This window comes from Mesorhizobium sp. 131-3-5 (genome assembly GCF_016756575.1).
Taxonomy (GTDB): domain Bacteria; phylum Pseudomonadota; class Alphaproteobacteria; order Rhizobiales; family Rhizobiaceae; genus Mesorhizobium; species Mesorhizobium jarvisii.
On the sequence record NZ_AP023254.1, the window covers coordinates 2,047,283 to 2,070,010 of the forward strand.

Sequence of the window (22,728 nt, forward strand, 5' to 3'; positions counted from 1 at the left end):
GTTCTGTCAACAACCAAGGAGTGTCGCCGATGACCATTCCCTCCGAAATGAACGCGTTGCTCCTGGTCGGCGACGGCTACACCAAGACGCCAAGCGGCAGTGCGCTCGAGGCGATGGAGCCCTATCTCGTGCCGGGCCGCATCGCGGTGCCGGTGCCCGGACCGAGCCAGGTGCTGATCAAGGTCAGCCTGGCCTCGATCAACCCCTCCGATGTCGCCTTCATCAAGGGTCAGTACGGCCAGCCGCGCGCCAAAGGCCGGCCGGCCGGCTTCGAGGGTGTCGGCACGATCGTCGCCGGCGGTGACGAGCCCTACGCCACGAGCCTCGTCGGCAAGCGCGTCGCCTTCGCCACCGGCCTCAGCAACTGGGGCTCGTGGGCTGAATATGCCGTCGCCGAGGCGGCAGCCTGCATTCCGCTGCTCGATACGGTGCGCGACGAGGACGGCGCGGCGATGATCGTCAATCCGATTACCGCCATCGCCATGTTCGACATCGTCAAGCAGGACGGCGAAAAGGCCTTCGTCATGACCGCCGGCGCCAGTCAGCTTTGCAAGCTGATCATCGGCCTGGCCAAGGAGGAAGGGTACCGGCCTATCGTCACCGTGCGCCGCGATGAGCAGATCGCGCTGCTGAAGGAGATCGGCGCTGCCCATGTGCTCAACGAGAAGGCGCCGGATTTCGAGGTCACGCTGCGCGAGGTGATGAAGGCGGAGCAACCGCGCATCTTCCTCGATGCGGTCACCGGGCCGCTGGCCTCGGCCATTTTCAATGCGATGCCGAAACGGGCGCGCTGGATCATCTATGGCCGGCTCGACCCTGACGCCACCATCATCCGCGAGCCCGGCCAACTGATCTTCCAACACAAGCATATAGAGGGTTTCTGGCTGAGCGAATGGATGCGGCAATCTAGGGAGCGGCGCGGTCCGGCGATCCTTGAAGCGCAGAAGCGCTTTTCCGACGGGCGCTGGTCGACCGACGTGACGGCCGTCGTGCCGCTCGCCGAGGCGATCGCGCGGGTGCCGGCGGAACTGGCCAAGCCCAACGGCAAGGTTTTCATCCGGCCTTGATGCTATACGAAGCCACGCCGGAAGCCCGAATACGAGGCTTTCGGCGCGTCTTTCCTGTTAGGACGCCCGCGCGTCCGGCCATCCGCAGCGGCCCGCCGAGATCACAACCGCGCTCTTCAGCCCCCTATGCCTCGCCGCTTTGTCCGTGATATGCCGCCGCCATCGAATGCCGGGACCGTGCTGGACTGAGCCTGTTCCGGGTGTTGTGGGGTGTCTTGATGACGATATCCAAGCCGGTTTTCGACCGTTTGGGATTTGGCCTGTGGATCGGGGCGTTCCTGATCGTCCTTGTCCTGGTCTTGTGGTCTCCCCACACGCGGACGGTCTGGCAAGCCTACATAGACGGCAGCGAGGCGTTGCTGGCCCGACAGCCGCTCTACAATATTCAGTCCGAGATGGGATATCTCTACGCGCCGGCCTTTGCGGCGCTCTACGTTCCGTTGGTGAAACTCGGTCCGCATCTGGGCGGCCTGGTATGGCATACTATCGGCTTCGCGGTGCTGACCTTTGCCGCGATACGGCAGGTGCGCAAGCTCGGCGGCGGGGAATTGCCGTGGCTGCTGTCCTTTGGGCTGTTCCTCGCCCTGCCGATGGCTTTGGCGGCGATCCGCAACGGCCAGGCGACGATCCTTTTGACTGGCGCCTGCTGGCTTCTCACCTTGTCGGCGCTCGAAGGACGGCGTGCCGAAACCTTCTTCTGGGCCTCGGTCGCCATCATCGCCAAGCCGACCGCGATCATCATGCTTTTGTTGGTCGGCGCCCTGCGCCTGCGGCTGATACCGGTGCTGGTGCTGGCGGTGCTGTTCGTGCTCGCCTTGCCCTATGCGTTCGCACCCGCTAGCTATCTCAACGACCAGTATCGTGTTTTTGGCGGGATGCTGACCTCGATGGCCGTCGACAACACCAGCCACTTTGTTCCCACCGATTTCACGGCCCCCTTCACCAAAATCGGGCTCCCCATGCCGGAATCCGGCGCAACCATCGTGCGCATGGTCATGGCCCTGTTCACGCTCTCATTCGTCATCTGGTTCGATCGCAAGCTTGAACGCGGGACGGCTGGTCTCGCCATCTTCCTGACGGCGACATTTTACATGTGCGTCTTCAACCCGCGCGTCGAGCCCAACACCTATGCCATGATCGCCGTGCCTGCCGGTCTCGCTATTGCCTTGTTGTGGCGCGAGGAACGAGGCGGTGTCCTGGCTTCGGTGCTGTCCGTGATGCTGTTCCTGACAGGATTGACCGGAGTCGAGCGTCATATCCAAGATTTAACGTACCCCTGGTTCCGGCCGATTGCGGTCACCGTTATCGCTGGCTTCCTGATCTGGTGGTTCTGGGCCAAGGCGGGAGGCAAGGTCATGAATGAAAGGCCTGTCGCAAATGGCTGAGTCGCGGCCCGTTCTCGATATTGTCGCGCCGTTCTTGAACGAGGCGCAGTCCGCATCGGCCTTTGCCGCATTGCTTGACAAGCTCGAAGCCGAGGTGTCGCAGCGCTTCGGCATGGAAGTCCACAAGATCCTCGTGGATGATGGCAGCAGCGACAATGGCGCCGAGCGGTTTTCACAGGCGCTGTCGGGTTCCTGGGAGATCGTGCGGCTCAGCCGCAATTTCGGCAAGGAGGTCGCGGTGCTCGCCGGTCTCGACCAGTCGCGCGGCGACATGGCGCTGGTCATGGACGCCGACCTCCAGCATTCCATGGACACCAGCCTGAAGATGATCGCCGAACTGGTGGAAAATCCCGATATCGATGTCGTCTACGCACAGAACGACCGCCGCGAAGCCAGTTGGCGGCGCAGCCAGCTGGCGAAGCTGTTCTACAGCCTGATCAACAGCAGCCAGCGGTTCGACATCCCAGAAAATGCCGGCGACTTCCGCGTCATGCGCGGCGCCGTGGTGCGCGCGCTGACCAGCCTGCGTGACAAAAGGCGCTTCAACAAAGGCCTGTTCGCCTGGGCCGGCTTCCGCCAGAAAGCCATAGCCTATTCACCGGAGAACCGTGTCACCGGCAAGTCGAAATGGAGCCGGCTCAACCTGATCGCGTTCTCGCTGGAAGGGTTTACGTCCTTCTCCGTCATCCCGCTGCGCATCATCAGCCTGAGCGGGATGCTGGCGGCGTTGGCGGGCATCTTCTACGGAGCCAAGGTGTTCTTCGAGGTGCTGTTCTACGGCATCGCCGTTCCCGGCTATCCCAGCCTCATGGTCGCCGTCGTCCTCCTCGGCGGCCTCAATCTCACCTTGCTTGGCCTGATCGGTGAATATGTCTGGGTCACGCTTTCGGAAAGCAAGGATCGGCCTGTCTATATCGTGCGCGACGTCGTGCGCGGCGTTTCGGACAGGCCGCCAGGCGCATCTGGCGCATGACGCGGCGCATTCGCCTGATCGCCGACGATTACGGCCTGGCGCCCGGGGTTTCCGCTGGAATTCTCGACTTGCTCGATCGCGGCCGCCTGACCGGCACAAGCTGCATGACCGGCTTTCCGGAATGGCCCGATGCGGCGGAGCGTATCAAGCCGCTATGCGGCCGCGCGGCGGTGGGGCTGCACCTGACCCTCACCGACCAGCCGGCCGTCACCGGCCGGTCGAGCCTGGCGCCGCAAGGCCGGCTGCCGCCGCTGCGTTCGCTGGCACTGCCGGTCCTGCGCGGCAGCATTGACGAGCGGGATGTCCGTGCCGAGCTCGACGCGCAGTACAGCCGCTTCGTCAAGGCGCTTGGCCGCCGACCTGACTTCATCGATGGGCACCAGCACGTGCATTTCCTGCCTGTCGTGCGCACATGGCTGCGGGCGCATTTTTCCGAAGCCGGCGGCCAGCCGGCGCTGCGTGGCGCTCCGGCGTTGGGCGATGCCGTCGTCGCGCCGAAGGTCGCGGCAATTGCCGCCGTGGCCGCCGGCTTCAACCGCTCTATGGCGCGCGTCGGCTTCACTCTTTTCGAGCCGCTCGCCGGCATCTATGACTGGCGGCAGCCCGAACGGTTCGCGCCGGTTCTGCAGGCCGCAGTCGAGACACTGCCGGAACGAGGCCTGTTCATGTGCCATCCCGGCCATGTCGACGACACGCTGCGGGCGCGCGACCCGATGCAAGGCGTGCGCGAGGTGGAATACGCGGTGCTGGCCTCCGACGCGTTTGGTGCAAGCCTCGCCCGCGCCGGCGTCGAGATCATGGACGGCAAGGGATGAGCGGCGCCGACCAGCCTCGCCGTTCGACCGGCAGCAAGATCGTGCGCTTCGCCATAGTCGGGCTGGCGAACACGGCCATCGACCTCGCTGGCTTTTTCCTGCTGCTCAAGCTGCATGTTGCGCCGCTGCCGGCCAACGTCATCTCATGGTCGATCGCCGTCATCTTCTCTTTCGTGGCGAATGGCTTCTGGTCGTTCGAGCGCAACCAGGCCATCCGGCTGCATGACGCCTTCCTGCGTTTCGTCTCGCTTGGGGCGTTGATTTCGCTCGGCGTCTCCAGCCTGTCGATCGCGCTGTTCGCCGGTATTGCCGGCGTGTGGCCGGCGAAGATCGGCGGTGTCATCGTGGCGGCGGTGCTGAATTTCCTTGCCGCGCGCTGGTCGATCGAAGGCCGGTTGCTGAAATAGCAGCTACTGCGCCGGCTCCACACTGACATAGGCGGCTTCCTCGAGCTCACGCTTGAGGCGTGTTTCCTCATGGGTCTTCGGTGTGACGAAGCGGCCAAGCAGGAGATAGGCGACCGGTGTCAGGAACAATGTCGAGACGGTGGCCAGCCCCAATCCGCCGACGATGACCCAGCCGAGCGCCACACGTGCCTCGGCACCCGCGCCCGCCGCCAGCACCAGCGGCACGCCGCCAAGGATGGTGCAGATCATCGTCATCATCACCGGCCGCAGGCGGATGGTCGAGGCCTGCTCGATCGCCTCGCGCACGCCGAGCCCGCGATCACGCAGCTGGTTGGCGAACTCGACGATGAGGATACCGTTCTTGGCCATCACGCCGACCAGCAGCACCAGGCCGATCTGGCTGTAGGCGTTGAGGCTGGTGCCCGACAGCAGCAAGGCGAAGATGGCGCAGGCCAGCCCAAGCGGCACCGTCGCCATGATGATGACGGCGCTGACGAAGCTTTCAAACTGGGCGGCCAGCACCAGGAGGATGATGACCAGCGCGAAGCCGAAGATGGTGACCATGGCGCTGTTGGTTTCGCCCAGCGTGGCGGCTTCGGCCAGCGGCAGGATGCGGCTGCCCGGCGGCAAGAGCGGCGTGGCGATCTCCTCGGCGCGGCTCAGCGCGTCGCCAAGCGCGAAATTACCCGAGAGGTTGGAGGTGATGGCAACCGATGGCTGCTGCTGTTCGCGCGACAGCGATGGCGGCACGGCGCGCTCGGTCAGCGTGGCTATCGTCGACATCGGCACGAAGCGGCCGTCTCCCGTCTTCAGGAAGACGTTTTCCAGATCGGTCGGATCGTTGATGGGATTGGTGGTCGAGACCAGTTTTACGCCATAGCTGCGGTCGGCGATGTAGACGTCGACGACATCGTTGCCGTCGAGCATGGCCTGCATGGTGTTGGCGAGCCCCGTGATGTCGATGCCGAGGTCGGAGGCGCGCTCGCGGTCGATGGCGACGGCCAGCTGCGGCTGCGTCGGGTCGATCGACAGGCGCGGCGTCTGGAAGCGCGGGTCCTTCTGCATCTCGGCGATGATCTTCACCGCCGCGTCGCCGAGCGCCTTGCGGTCGTTGCCGACCAGCGCGAATTGCAGGCCGTTGCCGGCGCCACGGATGCCGAGGCTGTTGGGCTGCACCGGGAAGATGCGCACACTCGGCACCTGCTTGGTGAGCTGGCTGATCTCGGCCATGATCTCCTGCTGGCTGCGGCTGCGCTCGTTCCAGGGCGCCAGCGTCATCACCATGAAGCCGGAATTGTAGGAGCCGTTCTGGCCGGCATTCTCGAAGGTCGAGCGGATCTCGCCGGAATCGCGCATCGGCTGGATCAGCTTCTCGATCTTCTGCATCTGCTGCGTCGTATAGTCGAGGCTGACGCCTTGCGGCGCATTGATGCGCAACAGCACGGCCGCGCGGTCCTCGGTCGGCGTCAGTTCCTGGCGGATGGTGCCGAACAGGGTGAAGGCGGTGCCGGCAAACAGCACCGCGACCAGAACCACGATCCAGGGCGCATCGAGGCAAGCGTGCAGGGCGCGCTTGTACGCGGTATTCAGGACGCCGCCGATACGGGCGCCGATGCCGTGGCCGCCGTCGTGGTGAAGCGAGGCGCCGGTCAGCATGCGCGAGGCGAGCATCGGGCATAGCGTAAGCGCCACCACGCAGGACAGCAGCACCGACATGGCAAGCACGAAGCCGAATTCGCGGAACAGGCCGCCGGTTTGGCCGGGCAGGAAGGAGATCGGCACGAAGACGGCGACCAGCGTCAGCGTCGTGGCGACGACGGCGAAGAACACTTCCTGCGCGCCGAGCACGGCGGCCGCACGCGGCCCCATGCCCTCGTTGCGCCGTCGCACGATGTTTTCAAGCACCACGATGGCGTCGTCGACGACAAGGCCCGTCGCCAGCACCATGGCGAGCAGCGTCAGGATGTTGACGGAGAAGCCGGCCAGATAGATGGCGGCGATGGTGCCGATCATGGCGACCGGCATCGACAGGCCCGGGATCAGCGTGGCGCGCCAGTCGAGCAGGAAGATGTAGATGACGATCAGCACCATGGTCACCGACAGGCCGAGCGCGATCTCGACCTCGTGGACCGCGCCCTTGACGAAGACGGCGTCGTCGCTGGTGATCTTGATCGCCATGCCCTTGGGCAGGTTTTCCTGCAGTTTGGCGACGGCGGCCTGAACGCCGGTCGAAATATCAAGCGTGTTGGATTCCGCCTGGCGGATGATGCCGATGCCGATGCCGGTCTTGCCATCGGAGCGCAGCGTGGTCTGGCCGACATCGGGACCGAGCGTGACGGTGGCGACGTCGCGTATGCGCGTCGTGCCGCCGATGATGATGTTTTCGAACTCCTCGGGCGTGGTCACGTCGGCCGTGGTGCGGACGATCAAGTCCTGGTTGGTCGTGGTGATCGACCCGGCAGGGGAATCGAAGGCGACCGAGGCCAGGGCTGTCCTGAGGTCGGCCACGGTGAAGCCGAGGCTGGCGAGCTTGTTCTGGTCGACGTCGATGCGGAAGATCTTGTCGCGGTCGCCATAGACCTGAACGTCGGCGACGCCGGGCACGGCTGCCAGTTCGTCCTCGATCTGGTCCTGCACCACCACGGTCATGTCCTGGACCGACATGTTGTCGGACGTCACAGCCAGCCGCATCACCGCATCGGAATTGGCATCGGCCTTGACGATGCGCGGCGGATCGGCGGTGTCCGGTATCTGGTTGGCGACGCGGCCGACGGCATCGCGCACGTCGGAGGCCGCGACGTTGAGGTCGACGCCGTCGTTGAACTCGATGGTGACGCGGCTCTGGCCGAAGGAGGAGGAAGACGAGATCGACTTGACGCCGGAGACGCGTGCCACCGCACCTTCGATCGTGTCGGTCAGCTCGCGGTCGACGGTTTCGGCCGCGGCGCCCTGGAACGTGGTGGAAACGGTGACCACGGCGCGGTCGACGTCCGGAAGTTCGCGGATCTCGACGCCGTAGAAGGCGGCGAGGCCGGCAACCGCGATGAGGACGTTGAGCACGAAGGCCATGACCGGCCTGCGGATGAACAGCGCGGTGAAGCCGGTATCGCTGGCAGCGTTGACGGATCCGGTCATGAGCCTTCGGCGGTGTTGGGGGCGCGCTGCTCCTGGCCGGCGATGCGGACCTCGCCGCCCTCGCTGACGCTCTGCGTGCCTTCGGTGACCACCATGTCGCCGCTGTCGATCTCGGCATCGATCAGCACGGTCTCGGTGTTGCGCTGGATGATGCGCACCGGCACGCGCTTGGCCTTGCCGTCCTCGATCTGCCAGACATAGGCGCCGTCCGCGCCCCACAGGATCGCCAGCGGGCTGACGGCGGGATAGGTCTCGCCGGGGAATTTCATGGTGATGGAGAACGACATGCCGGCGCGCAGCGAATCGGCGGGATTGGCGATCTTGGCCTTGACCAGCAGCGTGCGGCTCTTCTCGTCGATGTGGTTGTCGATGGCCGACACCGTGCCGGTATAGGAGCTGCTCGGATTGGCGATCGGCGTCGCCGTCAGTTGCGCGCCGACCTTGACGGCGGCGGCAAAGCGCTCGGGCACCTGGAAATCAACCAGGATCGAGGAGCGGTCATCGAGCGTGGCGATGGCCGACTGGTTTGTCACATAGTTGCCGGCGGAGATCGGCAGGATGCCGACAGTGCCTGATATCGGCGCCAGGATCGACCGGCGCTGCAGCGCAAGCTCGGCGTCCTGCAGCGCCAGCTTGGCGCCCGCCAGAACCACCTCTGCATCGGCCACCGCTACCGGCGTCGCGGCATTGGAGGCGCGCAGCGATTTGACGCGGTCGAGCTTGGACTGCGCATCCTGCAAAGCGAGCTTGGCCCGGTTCTGCGCGATGATTTCGGTCTCGGAATCGAGCGTCGCAATGATCTGTCCCTTGTCGACATGGCTGCCGGATTCGACCAGCAATTCGGCAAGGCGGCCGGAACTGTAGGGATTGACGGTCACGGAAGCGTTGGCGCGGCCAGTGCCGATCGCCTGGAGGCGGTCGTTGATGACAGCCGAGGCGGCCGGCGATGCAACGATGGTGGCAATCCGGGCGCCGTTGCGCGCCGCCTGACGGGAGCCAGCCGCCGCCGCGTCCTTGGCAAAAGGTGTGGCGCCATAGGCCCAGTCGATGCCCCAGCGCGCCAGCACTTGCGGAGCGCCGGGGTAGAAGCGCGCCCACGCCGCCGTGGCTGCGACCACGATCACAAACGCAAGGACAATCTGTTTCCAGCTCGGCATCGACACTCCAGCGGCAAGAATCGCCTGCCGGTTCCAGGTGGAAGCGGATGCAGCGACGATACGGGCTGGCGGCGAAAACCGGCCACGCCACATCCCGGTATCACCGGTTTATGGCAATTATCACGCAATCGTGCACATTAAATCTCGGTAACGTGAATTCGAGATGCCCGCCTGGCCCGGATGCGATTGGCTGGTGACCTTGCTAGCGCAGGCCTTCCATTTCACGGATGCGCCGGGCGCCGTCGGCCTCGAGCTGTCTGGTGACGGCGCCGATCAGCGTTTCGACGACGACGAAGAGCGCGGCCGAGGAATCCCACGCGGACGGCACCGCGGTTCGTCCGGCGATGACATGGCGGGCAAACCGGGCGATCGGCGAAAGCCACTGGTCGGTGAACAGCACGATCTGGACCCCGCGCTGATGCGCCTTCTCGGCGAAACGGACGAGGCTGTCCTGGTAGCGCCGGATGTCGAAGATCACCAGTACGTCGCGCTTGCCCATGTCGATCAGCCGGTCGCGCCACATGCTCTCCTGGCCGGCGAGGTGAAAGACATCGGGCTGGATGACGGCAAGGTGGGCGGCCATGTAGCGCGCCAGCGGATCGGTGAAGCGGCCGCCGATGAGGAATGTCTTGCCACGCCGGTCGGCAAGCCGTGCCGCGATGTCCGTCAGCTGCTTGTCGGAGAGGTGGCGGAAGGTCTCGCGCATATTGTCGAGCGTCGCTTCCAGCATTGGCGAGACCGTGCCGCCGCCGGGCGAGGGCGGGTTGAGCGTTCGTATGGCCGGAGACTGCAGCTGCGCCGCCAATTCGTCCTGCAGGCTCGACTGGAACTCCGGATAGTTCTGGAAGCCGAGCCGGGCCACGAAGCGCAGGATCGTTGGCGAGGAGACGCCGGCCGCGGTCGAGAATTCGGCGACCGTCTTCAGGCCGATCATCGGATAGCTGGCGATCAGCGTCTGCGCCGCTCGCCGCTCGCCGGCCGGCATCGTGCCGATGCGGTCGGCGATCAGTTCGGCAATGCTGGAAATCATCTTTTCCCCCACCCCTTGGCTTGGCCCATGAGATCGCATTTGACAAAGCCGGGTAAACTGTATGAAATCATCCATAGGGACGCAATGAGGCAAAATACGTAACATACGATACAGCGCTCCCCGGGGACGGCAGACTATGGAGAAAGCACGGCCCGCCAGCCTTGCATCGTCCGATACCGTGAGGGTGACGAACCCGGGCGGATCGAGCCCTTTCGTGCTGACCTGCGACCACGCCTCCAATTTCCTGCCCGCCGAATTCGGCACGCTCGGCCTTGCCGCCGAAGACCTGTCCCGCCACATCGCCTGGGATCCAGGTGCGCTGCCGGTGGCAACGCGCATGGCGCAAGCGCTCGATGCGACGCTGGTCGAAACCCGCATTTCGCGCCTCGTCATCGACTGCAACCGGCCGCTCGACGCGCCGGACCTCGTGCCGCCGATCAGCGAGACGACATCCATACCGGGCAATGCCGGCCTGTCGGAAAAGCAGCGCGCGGAACGGATCGCCCTGTCATGGCAGCCGTTTCACGGCACCATCGAACGCATCGTCGAGGAACGGCTGGCGCGCGGCCAGGAGACCCGGCTGGTGTCCGTGCATTCTTTCACGCCGGTCTACAAGGGTCACGACCGGCCCTGGCATATCGGCATCATCCATGACGAGGATCGCCGGCTGGCGTCGCCGCTGATATCGGCGCTCAAGCGACTTGCCGGCATCACCGTCGGTGTCAACGAACCCTATTCGCCGGCCGATCGCGTCTATTTCACGCTGGAGCGGCATGCGCGCTCGCGCGGGTTGCCCTGCGCGATGATCGAAATCCGCAACGATGAAATCTCCGGTGAGACCGGGCAGCGGAAATGGGCGGATCTGCTCACAGGCATTTTTTCGGATCTGGAACCAGAGGAGGCCACGCGGCCCAGATCGCATTCAGTCAGAAAGTCAGTCCAATCGGCCAGCTGAGAAACAAACAGGGGACTTCCAATGGCAGCACCGGGTTATACAGACGTTGACAAGGCGGAGGACGTAAAGCACCTCCACAGCATGGGCTATGCCCAGGAACTGGAGCGGCGTCTCAGCCGCTTTTCGAATTTCGCGGTTTCCTTCTCCATCATCTGCATCCTGTCGGGCGGCATCAATTCGCTGGCGCAAGGCACGTCGGGCGCGGGCGGCATCGGCATCGGCATCGGCTGGCTGGTCGGCTGCTTCGTGTCACTGACCTTCGCTGTTGCCATGTCGCAGATCAGCTCGGCCTATCCGACGGCCGGCGGCCTCTATCACTGGGGTTCGATCCTCGGCAACCGCGGCACCGGCTGGGTGACGGCCTGGCTCAACCTGCTCGGCCTGATCACCGTGCTCGGCGCCATCAACGTCGGCACCTGGACGTTCTTCGTCGGCGCCTTCGGGCCGGCACTCGGCATCGAGGGCACGCTGACCAACCAGATGATCTTCCTGGTCGTGGTCACCGGCCTGCAGGCGCTGATCAATCATCTCGGCATCAAGCTGACGGCAAAGCTGACCGACTTCTCGGGTTATTTGATCTTCTTCGGCGCGATCCTGATCGCGGTGGTCTGCCTGATTTCGGCCGAACATTGGGATTTTAGCCGCCTGTTCACGTTCCACAACTACTCGGGTGACGCAGGCGGCGGTGTCTGGCCGTCGGTTTCGAATGCCTGGGTGTTTGCACTTGGCCTGTTGCTGCCGATCTATACGATCACCGGCTACGACGCTTCGGCACACACGTCCGAAGAAACCATCAAGGCGGCGTCTTCCGTGCCGCGCGCCATGGTGATGTCGGTCGTCTGGTCGGCGCTCTTCGGCTATCTGTTCCTGGTCGCTTTCGTGCTGATGATCCCGAACATGGACGACGCCGCCAAGCAGGGCTGGAACGTGTTCTTCTGGGCTTTCGACCAGCGCGTCAGCCCCGGCGTCAAGGAATTCGTCTATCTCGTCGTGTTCGTGTCGCAGTTGCTGTGCGGTCTGGCCACGGTGACGTCGGCATCGCGCATGATCTTCGCCTTCTCGCGTGACGGCGGCCTGCCCGGCTCGGCGGCACTCGCCAAGGTCAGCCCGACCTATCGCACGCCGGTGGCGGCGATCTGGACGGCGTCGATCCTGTCGGTGCTGTTCGTCTGGGGCTCGACGCTGGTTTCGGTCGCCGGTACCTCGGCCTACACCATCGTGGTGTCCTGCACCGTCATCTTCCTGTTCCTTTCCTTCACCGTGCCGATCGTGCTCGGCATGCTGGCCTGGGGCACGCCGAAGTGGGACAAGATGGGGCCGTGGAACATGGGGCGCGGCGTGTTCATGCTGTTTGCCTTCCTTTCGATCGTGTCGATGATCCTGATCTTCGTCATAGGTATCCAGCCGCCGAACGACTGGGCGCTCTACATCACCGTCGGCTTCTTCATCCTGACGGCGATCGTCTGGTTCGGCTTCGAGCGCAACCGCTTCCAGGGCCCGCCGCTCGGCGACATCATCGCGGCACGCCAGGCAGCGATCAAGGCAGCGGAACAGGCGGTCGGCGAAACCGGCCACTGACATCTCCCATCAAGGCCATGGCCGGCACGTGCCGGCCATGGTTTCATTTATCCCTTTCAATGACCAAGCGCTGGAGTGCCACAGGAATGGCCGGAAATTTCTCGTTCGATCAGTTGAAGAAGGCGGTCTCCAGCGGTGAGATCGACACGGTGCTGGCCTGCATCGTCGACATGCAGGGGCGGCTGGCGGGAAAGCGGTTCCTGGCGCAGTACTTCGTCGATTCCGCGCATGACGAAACGCATGGCTGCAACTATCTGCTGGCCGCCGACATCGATATGGAACCGGTGCCCGGCTACAAGGCGGCAAGCTGGTCGAAGGGCTATGGCGACTTCGTCATGAAGCCGGATCTGGCGACGCTGCGGCGCATTCCGTGGCTGGAGAAGACAGCGCTCGTGATCTGCGACGTGCTCGATCACCACACCCATGACGACCTGCCGCATTCGCCGCGCGCCATCCTGAAGAAGCAGGTCAAGCGGCTCTCCGAGCGCGGCTATATCGGCTATTTCGCTTCCGAACTCGAATTCTACCTGTTCAACGAGACCTATGATTCCGCCCGCAAGAAGCACTGGCAGGGCCTAGATACCGCCTCGCCCTATATCGGCGACTATCAGATCGGCATCACTACCAAGGAAGAAGGCGTCATGCGCCGGCTTCGCAACGAGATGGAAGCCGCCGGCATCCCGATCGAGAATTCCAAGGGCGAATGGGGCCCGGGCCAGGAAGAGATCAATGTGCGCTATGCCGAGGCGCTCGACATGGCCGACCGCCACGTCATCCTGAAGAACGGCGCCAAGGAAATCGCCGAGTCCGAAGGCAAGGCGATCTCCTTCATGTCCAAATACAATTACGGGCTCGCCGGCAACTCCAGCCACATCCACAATTCGCTGTGGAGCGCCGACGGCAAGACGCCATTGTTCTTCGACAAGAAGGCGGACTGGACGCTGTCGACGCTCGGCCAGCAATGGGCGGCGGGGCAGTTGAAATACGCCAAGGAGTTCACCTGGTTCCTGGCGCCCTACATCAATTCCTACAAGCGCTTCCAGGCCGGCACCTTCGCGCCGACCAAGATCATGTGGAGCGAGGACAACCGCACCGCCGGCTTCCGCCTGTGCGGCGAGGGCACCAAGGGCATCCGCATGGAATGCCGCATCGGCGGCGCCGACCTCAACCCCTATCTCGCCTTCGCGGCGCTGATCGCCGCCGGGCTCGCAGGCATCGACGAGAAGCTCGAACTGCAAAAGCCGTTCGTCGGCGATGCCTACCAGGCGTCTCGTCTGCCTGAGATTCCGAAGACGCTGCGCGACGCCACCGAGACGCTGGCCAAGTCGAAGATGCTGAAACAGGCGCTCGGCGAGGACGTGCTCGAGCATTATGTCCACACCGCCAAATGGGAGCAGTTCGAATACGACCGCCGCATTACGGATTGGGAACTGCACAGGGGGTTTGAGCGGTACTAAGCAGTGTCGGCGCCGCCCCCTGGCCATCGCAGGATGGCGGGCGGCGTCAAACCCAAGATTTCATGAAGTGCGAGGACTGAAGGAATGACCGAAACGGTCAAGTTGAAATCCCCCATCGACGGCTCGATCTACGCCGAGCGGCCCGTGGCAACGGACCAGGCGGTCAATGCCGCGGTCGAGCGCGCCAAGGCAGCGCAGGAGAAGTGGGCGCAGGTACCGATCGTCGAGCGCGGCAAGTACATGCTGGCGATGCTCGAAGCGCTGGTGGCGATGACCTACGAGATCGTGCCGGAGATCGCCTGGCAGATGGGGCGGCCGGTGCGCTATGGCGGCGAGTTCGGCGGCGTCAAGGAACGTACCAATTACATGGTCGAGATCGCCGAACAGGCGCTGAAATCCGTGCCGGCCTCAAACCCGAAGGATGGGTTTCGCCGCTATGTGAAGAAGGATCCGCTCGGCGTCGTCATGGTGATCGCACCGTGGAATTATCCTTACCTGACCGCCGTCAACACCATCGTGCCGGCGCTGATGGCCGGCAACGCCGTCATCCTCAAGCACGCGGCGCAGACGCTGCTCGTCGGCGAGCGTTTTCAACAGGCCTTCGACAAAGCGGGCCTGCCAAAGGGCGTGTTCCAGAATGTCGTGCTCAACCATGCGCAGACCGAAAAGCTGCTCGGTTCCGGCAAGATCGACCATGTGAACTTTACCGGTTCGGTCGGCGGGGGCCGCGCCATCGAAAAGGCGGCGGCAGGCACTTTCATGACGCTCGGCCTCGAGCTTGGCGGCAAGGACCCGGCCTATGTGCTGCCCGACGCCAAGATGGACCATGCGGTTGCCAATCTGGTCGACGGTGCCTTCTACAATTCCGGCCAGTGCTGTTGCGGCATCGAACGCGTCTATGTGCACGAGAAGGTCTATGACGAATTCGTCGAAGGCTTCATCGCCGAGACGAAGAACTATGTCGTCGGTAATCCGCTGGAACAGGCAACGACGATGGGGCCGATGGCGCAGGCGCGCTTTGCCGACCTGATCCGCGAGCAAAAGGCCGAAGCGCTGCGCAAGGGCGCCAAGGCGCACATCAACATGAAGGTGGCTGACGACAAGGCCGGTTCGCCGTATCTCGCGCCGGAAGTGCTGACCGAAGTCGACCACCAGATGAGCGTCATGCGCGAGGAAAGCTTTGGCCCGATCGTCGGCATCATGAAGGTGCGCAATGACGAGGAGGCGATCGCGCTGATGAACGACAGCGCCTATGGGTTGACCGCCTCGATCTGGACCCGCGATACCGAACACGCGGTGGCGATCGGCAACCGCGTCGAAACCGGCACGGTGTTCATGAACCGCTGCGACTATCTCGATCCGGCGCTGGTCTGGACCGGCGTCAAGGACACCGGCAAGGGCGCGGGACTGTCGGCCATCGGCTATGACAATCTGACCCGGCCGAAATCCTTCCACCTGCGCGAAGCCATCTGATTTATCGAAAGACAAAAATGTCCAAGCTCATCTCCAAATGGAACTACCCCACCACCGTCCGCTTCGGCGCCGGGCGCATTCAGGAACTGCCAGAGGTGCTCGCGGCCACCGGTATCAAGCGGCCGCTCTTCGTCACCGATCCGGGCCTGGCGAAACTGCCGGTCGTCGCTTCGACGCTGAAAATCCTCGACGATGCCAAGGTGCCTTACGGCGTGTTTTCCGAGGTGAAGCCCAACCCGGTCGATTCCAACCTCACCGCCGGCATCGCCGTGTACAAGAAGGGCAAGCATGACGGCGTCATCGCCTTCGGCGGCGGCTCGGCGCTCGATCTCGGCAAGCTGATCGCCTTCCAGGCCGGCCAGACGCGGCCGGTGTGGGATTTCGAGGATGTCGGCGACTGGTGGACGCGCGCCAATTCGGATGCGATCGCGCCGATCATCGCCGTGCCGACCACGGCCGGCACCGGCTCGGAAGTCGGCCGCGCCGGCGTCATCACCAATGAGGAGACGCACACCAAGAAGGTCATCTTCCATCCGAAGCTCCTGCCGGCGATCGTCATCGCCGATCCGGAACTGTCGGTCGGCATGCCCGCCTTCATCACCGCCGGCACCGGCATGGATGCGCTTGCCCACTGCCTCGAGGCCTATTGCGCGCCGGGTTACCATCCGATGGCTGACGGCATCGCGGTGGAGGGCATCCGGCTGGTGTTCGAGAACTTGCCGAAGGCCTATGCCAACGGCAAGGACCTGGTCGCGCGCGCCCATATGATGAGTGCCGCCGCCATGGGCGCCGCCGCTTTCCAGAAGGGGCTGGGTGCCATCCACTCGCTGTCGCACCCGATCGGCGCGCTCTACGACACCCATCACGGCATGACCAATGCGGTGTTCATGCCCTATGTGCTCACCTTCAACCGTGACTCCATCGAGGAGCGTATCGCCCGGCTCGCCGCCTATTGCGGCATCAAGGGCGGCTTCGATGGGTTCGCCAAGGCGATCATCAAGCTGCGCAAGGAGTTGAAGGTGCCGCACGCGCTGCCGGGCCTGATCAAGGGGCTCGACATGGACAAGAAGCGCAAGGCGCTGATCGCCGACATGGCGGTGGTCGATCCGACGGCTGGCGGCAACCCGGTCAAGCTGACCAAGAAGGCAGCGCTGACGCTGCTGGAAAACGCTATCGCCGGCACGATCTGACGGCATTGTCATTGCCGAAAATTGATCTGGAAAATCAGGGCTAACCAAGGGGGAAAGGATGAAATGCAAGGCGGAAAGTGATTAGCCGGAAAAATAAGTGATGGCTAATTGCTACAGCCCGTTAAAAAGAGTTAACTTTTTCTGCTGCCGGCCAATGGTTTCATAAAGCTTTCATCTGGCTGTCACATGAAAACGATACCGCATCGCAGGCGTCCAACGGCGTCAGTTCAACGGAGAGAACACATGTTCAAATTCACGGGGAAGGTGCTTTCCCTCTCGGCCGCGACCCTTATGGTGTCGTCGGTGATTTCGTCCGCGGCTTCGCTGGACGATCTCGTCAAGGCCGCGAAGGCTGAAGGCCAGCTCACCACCATCGCGCTGCCGCATGACTGGTGCGGTTACGGCGACGTCATCGCCGGCTTCAAGGCGAAGTATCCGGAAATCACCATCAACGAGCTCAACCCCGATGCCGGCTCCGGCGACGAGGTCGAGGCGATCAAGGCCAACAAGGACAACAAGGGCCCGCAGGCTCCCGACGTCATCGACGTCGGCCTGTCCTTCGGCCCGACCGCCAAGGCCGACGGCCTGCTGATGCCTTACAAGGTGTCGACCTGGGACTCGATCCCCGACAGCGCCAAGGATGCCGATGGCGCCTGGTACGGCGACTATTACGGCGTTCTGTCGTTCATGGTGAACAAGGACCTGATCAAGGAATCGCCGAAGGACTGGGCCGATCTCCTGAAGCCGGAATTCGCCAACGCTGTCGCCGTCGCCGGTGATCCGCGTGCTTCGAACCAGGCCATCCAGGCGGTGTACGCCTCCGGCCTGTCGACGGGCGCCGCTGCCGGTGAAGCCGCCGGCAAGGCTGGCCTCGACTTCTTCAAGAAGCTCAACGCCGCCGGTAACTTTGTCCCGGTCGTCGGCAAGCCGGCAACACTCGCCCAGGGCCAGACGCCGATCCTGATCAACTGGGACTACAACGCGCTTGCTGGCCGCGACACGCTGAAGGGCAACCCGCCCGTCGACGTCATCGTGCCGAAGACGGGCGTCGTCGCCGGTGTCTACGTGCAGGCGATCAGCGCCTTCGCGCCGCACCCGAACGCTGCCAAGCTGTGGATGGAATACCTCTATTCCGACGAAGGCCAGATCGGCTGGCTGAAGGGCTATTGCCACCCGATCCGCTTCAACGATCTCGCCAAGAACGGCAAGATCCCGGCGGATGTGCTGGCCAAGCTGCCGCCGGCGGAATCCTATGCCGCCGCCGCGTTCCCGACGCTTGACGAGCAGGGCAAGGCCAAGGAAGCCATCAGCAAGAACTGGGACGCCGTTGTCGGCGCCAACGTCAAGTAGCACTTGAAATCCACCGGGCGGTCGCAAGGCCGCCCGGCCTTTCCTCGAAGACGGTAGCCGGCGCATGACCGATCTTACGCTTTCAAATCGAACGATTGCCTCCAAGCCCGCGCCGCCCAACGAGGCGACCGCATTTCGCCTGCCGACGCAATGGATCGGCGTGGCGCCCTTCTTCATCTTCGCGCTGATGTTCCTGATCCTGCCCACGATCTATCTCGTGATCGGGGCTTTCCAGAACAGTGATGGTCAGCTTACGTTCGACAACATTCTGCAGTTGGTCAGCGATCCGTCGATCAGCAGTTCCTACTGGGTTTCGATCAAGATCAGTTTCTGGTCGGCCATCATCGGCGCGTTTGCCGGGCTGGCAATAGCCATCGCCATCGTGCGCGGCGGACTGCCAAGCTGGACGCGCTCCGCGACCCTGACTTTCTCCGGAGTCGCCTCGAATTTCGCCGGCCTGCCGCTGGCCTTCGCCTTCCTGGCCACGCTCGGCCGCGTCGGCATCGTCACGACGCTTCTGCGTGATGTCCTCAACATCAACATCTACGCAATGGGCTTCAATTTCCTCACCACATCGGGTCTGATCGCGGTCTACCTGTTCTTCCAGATCCCGCTGATGGTGGTCATCATCGTGCCGGCCATCGACGGGTTGAAGAAGGAATGGGGCGAGGCGGCGGCCACGCTCGGCGCCACGCAGGCGCAGTATTGGCGCATGGTGGTCATCCCGGTGATATGGCCGAGCTTCCTCGGCACCGTCATTCTTCTATTCGCCAATGCCTTTGGCGCCATTGCCACGGCCTACGCGTTTGCCGGCCCGGCGCTCAACATCGTCCCCATCAAGCTCTACTCGCAGATCAATGGCGACGTGTTGCACAATCCGCAGCTCGGCTACGCCATCGCCTTCGGCATGATCGTCATCACCGGCCTGGCCAATGTCTTCTACATCTGGTTCCGGACTCGCTCCGAAAGGTGGCTGAAATGAAGTCGGGAAAATTCTGGGCCTGGGTCGTCTTCATCGTGGGTGCGGCGTATTTCTTCATCCCGCTGATGGCGACGGTCGAATTCTCGCTGCGCATGCGCCGCGGCGTCCATTCCTTCGATGCCTATCAGATCGTGCTGGGCGACGCGCGCTTCCAGTCCACCTTCCTGTATTCGGTGGTCGCCGCGATCTTCACCATCATCCTTGGTGTGCTGGTCGTCGTGCCGGCGGCCTACTGGATCCGGCTGCGTCTGCCGCAGCTCAGGCCGGTCGTCGAATTCATCACGCTCTTGCCGCTGGTCATTCCGGCCATCGTCATCGTTTTCGGCTATATCAGGATGTACGGCTCGAATTCGCCGCTGCCGTTCCTTGGCAGCAACATGGGCGCCAATGCCTTGCTGGTGATCGGCTATGCAACGCTGGCACTGCCTTACATGTATCGTGCCGTCGATACCGGGCTGCGCACCATCGACGTGCGGACCTTGACGGAAGCAGCGCAGATCCTGGGCGCCGGCTGGGGCACGATCATCGGCCGCGTCATCCTGCCCAATGTGCTGATCGCCGTGCTGTCGGGTGCCTTCCTGACCTTCGCCATCGTCATTGGCGAGTTCACCATGGCCAGCCTGCTGAACCGCCCGGCCTTTGGGCCGTACCTGCAGAACATCGGCGCGAACCGCGCCTATGAACCGGCAGCCCTTGCCATCATCGCCTTCGCCATTACCTGGGGCTGTATGTCGCTCATCCAGATCCTGTCCCGGTTCGCGCCGAAGTCGTCGAACCGCCCGAATTGACCTGAGAGAAAAGCCATGGCCGAGCCATTCCTGTCCATCCAGCACGTGCGAAAGTCCTACGGTTCCAACACCGTGGTCCAGGACTTCAGCCTCGATGTCGAGCCGGGCGAGTTCGTCTCGTTCCTCGGACCGTCCGGTTGCGGCAAGACCACCGTCCTGCGCATGGTTGCCGGCTTCGAGGATCCGTCGGCCGGCAAGATCGTCGTCGCCGGCAAGGACATTACGCGGCTGAAGCCCAACCAGCGCAATGTCGGCATGGTCTTCCAGGCCTACGCGCTGTTTCCCAACCTGACCGTGGCGCAGAACATCGCCTTCGGGCTGAAGGTTGCCGGCATGAACAAGGCCGATGCCGACAAGCGCGTCGCCGAGATGCTCGACATGATCAAGCTGCCGCAGATGGCCGACCGCTATCCCTACCAGCTCTCGGGCGGCCAGCAGCAGCGCATCGCGCTGGCGCGTGCGATCGCGCCGAGGCCGAAGCTGCTTTTGCTCGACGAGCCGCTGTCGGCGCTGGATGCCAAGGTGCGCGTGTCGCTGCGCGAGGAAATCCGTTCGATCCAGAAGAAGCTCGGCATCACCACCATCTTCGTCACGCATGACCAGGAAGAGGCGCTGTCGATCTCCGACCGCATCGCCGTCATGTATGGCGGCAAGGCCGAGCAGGTCGCCACGCCGTTCGAGATCTACAACCGGCCGGCGACCAAATTCGTCGCCAATTTCGTCGGCACGCTCAACGTGCTCGAAGGCAAGGTCACCGATGCCGCGGCCGGCACGGTTCAGGTCAACACGCAGGAAGTCTCGCTCAAGGGCAAGCTCAACGGCTCGAAGTCCGGCGACACGCTGTCGCTGGCGCTGCGGCCCGAGGCGATTTCGCTCGGCCGCCAGCCCGGCCGTGACTCCAGCCTGACCGGAGAGATATCCGAAGTGCACTTCCTCGGCTCGGTGATCCGGGTCCGCGTAGGCATCGGCGGCAACACAGTGTCGCTCGACACATTCAACAACTCGGCCACGCCGCCACCGGCGGTCGGCGAGAAGGCCGAGATTTCGTTCTCATCGGGCGACATGCTGGTCTTGCACTAGCGGAGCGAACGTCATTCCGCGGCGGTCTCTGATGCGCCGAACAACGCATCTTGATCGTCGATGCTCGCAACCCTCGATGCCGTGGGTTCGGTGTCTGTCATAACCAACCGTCGGCACCGCCCTCAGTTGGTCACTTTTAAATCCCTGGGCAGGCCAAGGCTTCGACAATCAACAGTATCCTGCCTCGGGGTACTGCCAACCGTCGCTCTTCACCGCTACGATGAGCCATGGCTCTTTTTGAACTCACCCTTGTCCTGCTTTTGACGGCTGTCGCGCTGACGGCGCTGTCGCGGCGGCTGGAGGTCCCCTATCCGTCGCTGCTGGCACTGGCCGGGGTTGGCATCGCCTTCGTGCCTGGCGCACCGATGATCGAGATCGATCCGGAACTGGCGCTTGCCCTGTTCATCGCGCCGGTGCTTCTCGATGCAGCCTATGACACGTCGCTGCGCGACCTGAAGCGCTACCGGCTGTCGCTGCTGCTCTTGGCGCTTGGCGCCGTCATCTTCACCACTGTCGTGGTTGCCTTCGTCGGCTGGAAGATGGCCGGCTTGCCGATCGCGGCGGCGATCGCGCTCGGCGCCATCGTCGCGCCGCCGGATGCGGTGGCGGCGAGTGCCGTTCTCGGGCAATTCAAGGTGCCGCACCGCATCACCGCCATCCTGCAAGGCGAAAGCCTGCTCAACGATGCCACCGCGCTCTTGATCTACCGTCTGGCGGTTTCGGCGGCACTCGGCTCCATCATGCTGAGCAACGCCATTCCGGTGATCCTGCTGTCGACGATCGGCAGCCTGATAGCCGGTTATCTGCTTGGCCGCCTCTCGCTGCTGACGCTAACCCGTATCGAGGATGCGGCGAGCAGCACCGTGGTGCAGTTCGCCGGGACGTTTGGCGTGTGGATACTGGCCGACAAGCTCGGTCTTTCCGCCATCATCACCATCGTCGTCTACGCCATCACGATTGCGCGCAGGGCGCCGCGCCGCATGTCGGCGAGACGTCGTGTCAGCACCTATTCGGTCTGGGAGTCGGCGGTGTTCGTTCTCAACGTGCTGGCTTTCGTGCTGATGGGCCTGCAGGCACGGTCGATCGTCGGCCGGCTTTCGGGCGAAGGGCAGGGCGAGGCCTTTCTGTTTGCCGCGACGGTGCTGGTTGTCGTCATCGTGGCGCGCCTCGTCTGGGTGGCGAGTTATGTTGCGATCATCCGATGGTTTGCCCGTCTCGGCGCCGAAGACAGCAAGCGGGATTTGCCGACATTTGGCGGCGCCGTGCTGGTCGGCTGGTGCGGCATGCGGGGGCTGGTGACGCTGGTGGTGGCCATTGCCCTGCCGGCCGGCTTTCCTGGACGCGACCCGATCGTGCTTGCTGCCTTCGCGGTGGTTCTGGGCACGCTGGTGCTGCAGGGGATGACGCTGAAGCCTCTGCTGCGGATACTCAACTTTGATCCCGACAGAACCGTCGACAATGAGGTTGCGCAGGCGCGCGTTGCCGTCATGCAGGCCGCACTCGACGTGCTGAGCCGCAAGACATCGGCCGCGGCGGCTGTCGTGCGCGAGCAGTACGAGGCTCAGCGCGTGATCGCGGAAAACCCGGAAGACGCACAGGCGGCAACCGAATATGACCGGCTGCGCCTCTACGCCATCAACCGCCAGCGCGACACGCTGGAGGAATTGCGCAGCAACGGCACGATCGGCGACGAAGCCTATCACCGGCTGGAGGAAGAGATCGACTGGGCGGAACTGGCGGCATCGCCAGCGGGCCGATTCCAGCCATTGACCACCGATTAGGACGGTTCTTCGACGGAGCTGAACCGCTTGCGTTGGTTGGATGCCTCGCGGCGTTTTCCGGCGGGCGGAGGATACCGGAGCGGTCCGGAATCGGTGCATGATCGCGCGGCGGGGCATGGGGGACG

The 22,728-nt window shown here is 63.7% G+C and carries 18 protein-coding genes; 15 read left to right on the forward strand and 3 right to left on the reverse strand.

The genetic code is table 11. The annotated features are described in order from the left end of the window. Positions 1–29: 29 nt before the first annotated feature. From JG747_RS10020 to JG747_RS10040, 5 genes are all read left to right on the forward strand, one after another. Positions 30–1,067, forward strand: a complete 1,038-nt coding sequence (locus JG747_RS10020) for a zinc-binding dehydrogenase (RefSeq protein ID WP_027047384.1) — start codon at positions 30–32, stop codon at positions 1,065–1,067. 218 nt (positions 1,068–1,285) lie between these two features. Beyond that, complete coding sequence (locus JG747_RS10025; RefSeq protein WP_202361690.1) at positions 1,286–2,452, forward strand: glycosyltransferase family 87 protein; 1,167 nt, start codon at positions 1,286–1,288, stop codon at positions 2,450–2,452. Beyond that, positions 2,445–3,425 (forward strand): glycosyltransferase family 2 protein, encoded by a 981-nt coding sequence (locus JG747_RS10030; protein ID WP_064980832.1) that lies wholly within the window; start codon positions 2,445–2,447, stop codon positions 3,423–3,425. The genes JG747_RS10025 and JG747_RS10030 overlap by 8 nt, the downstream gene beginning before the upstream one ends. Further along, positions 3,422–4,240 carry a ChbG/HpnK family deacetylase gene (locus JG747_RS10035; RefSeq protein ID WP_038649500.1) on the forward strand — a complete coding sequence of 273 codons (819 nt, stop codon included), beginning with the start codon at positions 3,422–3,424 and terminating at the stop codon, positions 4,238–4,240. Before JG747_RS10030 ends, JG747_RS10035 begins: the two co-directional genes overlap by 4 nt. Then, complete coding sequence (locus JG747_RS10040) at positions 4,237–4,647, forward strand: GtrA family protein (protein WP_064980830.1); 411 nt, start codon at positions 4,237–4,239, stop codon at positions 4,645–4,647. The genes JG747_RS10035 and JG747_RS10040 overlap by 4 nt, the downstream gene beginning before the upstream one ends. A gap of 3 nt (positions 4,648–4,650) precedes the next feature. Here the strand turns inward: JG747_RS10040 and JG747_RS10045 are convergent, their stop codons facing one another. The 3 genes from JG747_RS10045 to JG747_RS10055 form a co-directional block, all read right to left on the reverse strand. Then, positions 4,651–7,782: an efflux RND transporter permease subunit gene (locus JG747_RS10045; protein WP_202361691.1), complete on the reverse strand. Its 3,132-nt coding sequence runs from the start codon at positions 7,780–7,782 to the stop codon at positions 4,651–4,653. After that, positions 7,779–8,939, reverse strand: a complete 1,161-nt coding sequence (locus JG747_RS10050) for an efflux RND transporter periplasmic adaptor subunit (RefSeq protein ID WP_202361692.1) — start codon at positions 8,937–8,939, stop codon at positions 7,779–7,781. The genes JG747_RS10045 and JG747_RS10050 overlap by 4 nt, the downstream gene beginning before the upstream one ends. A gap of 202 nt (positions 8,940–9,141) precedes the next feature. Then, a complete protein-coding gene (locus JG747_RS10055) occupies positions 9,142–9,969 on the reverse strand; it encodes a MurR/RpiR family transcriptional regulator (RefSeq protein ID WP_020629035.1) in 828 nt (275 codons plus the stop codon). A gap of 136 nt (positions 9,970–10,105) precedes the next feature. Here JG747_RS10055 and JG747_RS10060 point away from each other — a divergent pair, with 136 nt between their 5' ends. The 10 genes from JG747_RS10060 to JG747_RS10105 all read left to right on the forward strand — a co-directional run bounded on the left by JG747_RS10060 (position 10,106) and on the right by JG747_RS10105 (position 22,603). Next, positions 10,106–10,924: an N-formylglutamate amidohydrolase gene (locus JG747_RS10060; protein WP_038649489.1), complete on the forward strand. Its 819-nt coding sequence runs from the start codon at positions 10,106–10,108 to the stop codon at positions 10,922–10,924. 21 nt (positions 10,925–10,945) lie between these two features. Continuing rightward, positions 10,946–12,502 (forward strand): amino acid permease, encoded by a 1,557-nt coding sequence (locus tag JG747_RS10065; protein ID WP_019861096.1) that lies wholly within the window; start codon positions 10,946–10,948, stop codon positions 12,500–12,502. A gap of 86 nt (positions 12,503–12,588) precedes the next feature. Next, on the forward strand, positions 12,589–13,959 hold the full coding sequence (locus JG747_RS10070; protein WP_027047383.1) for a glutamine synthetase family protein: 1,371 nt from the start codon (positions 12,589–12,591) through the stop codon (positions 13,957–13,959). Between the two features lie 84 nt (positions 13,960–14,043). Then, positions 14,044–15,432, forward strand: a complete 1,389-nt coding sequence (locus tag JG747_RS10075) for an aldehyde dehydrogenase family protein (protein ID WP_202361693.1) — start codon at positions 14,044–14,046, stop codon at positions 15,430–15,432. Positions 15,433–15,449: 17 nt separating this feature from the next. After that, positions 15,450–16,622, forward strand: a complete 1,173-nt coding sequence (locus JG747_RS10080; RefSeq protein ID WP_202361694.1) for an iron-containing alcohol dehydrogenase — start codon at positions 15,450–15,452, stop codon at positions 16,620–16,622. Positions 16,623–16,865: 243 nt separating this feature from the next. Then, positions 16,866–17,972 (forward strand): ABC transporter substrate-binding protein, encoded by a 1,107-nt coding sequence (locus JG747_RS10085; RefSeq protein ID WP_019861092.1) that lies wholly within the window; start codon positions 16,866–16,868, stop codon positions 17,970–17,972. 64 nt (positions 17,973–18,036) lie between these two features. Continuing rightward, entirely contained in the window at positions 18,037–18,954 is a 918-nt protein-coding gene (locus JG747_RS10090; RefSeq protein ID WP_019861091.1) for an ABC transporter permease, read from the forward strand. Beyond that, a complete protein-coding gene (locus JG747_RS10095) occupies positions 18,951–19,742 on the forward strand; it encodes an ABC transporter permease (protein ID WP_202361695.1) in 792 nt (263 codons plus the stop codon). The genes JG747_RS10090 and JG747_RS10095 overlap by 4 nt, the downstream gene beginning before the upstream one ends. Positions 19,743–19,757: 15 nt before the next feature. After that, entirely contained in the window at positions 19,758–20,822 is a 1,065-nt protein-coding gene (locus JG747_RS10100) for an ABC transporter ATP-binding protein (protein WP_202361696.1), read from the forward strand. A gap of 227 nt (positions 20,823–21,049) precedes the next feature. Then, the gene (locus tag JG747_RS10105; RefSeq protein WP_202361697.1) at positions 21,050–22,603 is read left to right on the forward strand and encodes a cation:proton antiporter; all 1,554 of its coding nucleotides are present in this window, start codon (positions 21,050–21,052) and stop codon (positions 22,601–22,603) included. Positions 22,604–22,728: the final 125 nt, after the last annotated feature.

Coding starts and splice junctions, on each gene's coding strand:
- JG747_RS10055 (WP_020629035.1), bottom strand. CDS start 9,969: ATGATTTCCAGCATTGCCGAACTGATCGCCGACCGCATCGGCACGATG.
- JG747_RS10030 (WP_064980832.1), top strand. CDS start 2,445: ATGGCTGAGTCGCGGCCCGTTCTCGATATTGTCGCGCCGTTCTTGAAC.
- JG747_RS10070 (WP_027047383.1), top strand. CDS start 12,589: ATGGCCGGAAATTTCTCGTTCGATCAGTTGAAGAAGGCGGTCTCCAGC.
- JG747_RS10085 (WP_019861092.1), top strand. CDS start 16,866: ATGTTCAAATTCACGGGGAAGGTGCTTTCCCTCTCGGCCGCGACCCTT.
- JG747_RS10060 (WP_038649489.1), top strand. CDS start 10,106: ATGGAGAAAGCACGGCCCGCCAGCCTTGCATCGTCCGATACCGTGAGG.
- JG747_RS10105 (WP_202361697.1), top strand. CDS start 21,050: ATGGCTCTTTTTGAACTCACCCTTGTCCTGCTTTTGACGGCTGTCGCG.
- JG747_RS10025 (WP_202361690.1), top strand. CDS start 1,286: ATGACGATATCCAAGCCGGTTTTCGACCGTTTGGGATTTGGCCTGTGG.
- JG747_RS10045 (WP_202361691.1), bottom strand. CDS start 7,782: ATGACCGGATCCGTCAACGCTGCCAGCGATACCGGCTTCACCGCGCTG.
- JG747_RS10065 (WP_019861096.1), top strand. CDS start 10,946: ATGGCAGCACCGGGTTATACAGACGTTGACAAGGCGGAGGACGTAAAG.
- JG747_RS10095 (WP_202361695.1), top strand. CDS start 18,951: ATGAAGTCGGGAAAATTCTGGGCCTGGGTCGTCTTCATCGTGGGTGCG.
- JG747_RS10100 (WP_202361696.1), top strand. CDS start 19,758: ATGGCCGAGCCATTCCTGTCCATCCAGCACGTGCGAAAGTCCTACGGT.
- JG747_RS10020 (WP_027047384.1), top strand. CDS start 30: ATGACCATTCCCTCCGAAATGAACGCGTTGCTCCTGGTCGGCGACGGC.
- JG747_RS10050 (WP_202361692.1), bottom strand. CDS start 8,939: ATGCCGAGCTGGAAACAGATTGTCCTTGCGTTTGTGATCGTGGTCGCA.
- JG747_RS10080 (WP_202361694.1), top strand. CDS start 15,450: ATGTCCAAGCTCATCTCCAAATGGAACTACCCCACCACCGTCCGCTTC.
- JG747_RS10035 (WP_038649500.1), top strand. CDS start 3,422: ATGACGCGGCGCATTCGCCTGATCGCCGACGATTACGGCCTGGCGCCC.
- JG747_RS10075 (WP_202361693.1), top strand. CDS start 14,044: ATGACCGAAACGGTCAAGTTGAAATCCCCCATCGACGGCTCGATCTAC.
- JG747_RS10040 (WP_064980830.1), top strand. CDS start 4,237: ATGAGCGGCGCCGACCAGCCTCGCCGTTCGACCGGCAGCAAGATCGTG.
- JG747_RS10090 (WP_019861091.1), top strand. CDS start 18,037: ATGACCGATCTTACGCTTTCAAATCGAACGATTGCCTCCAAGCCCGCG.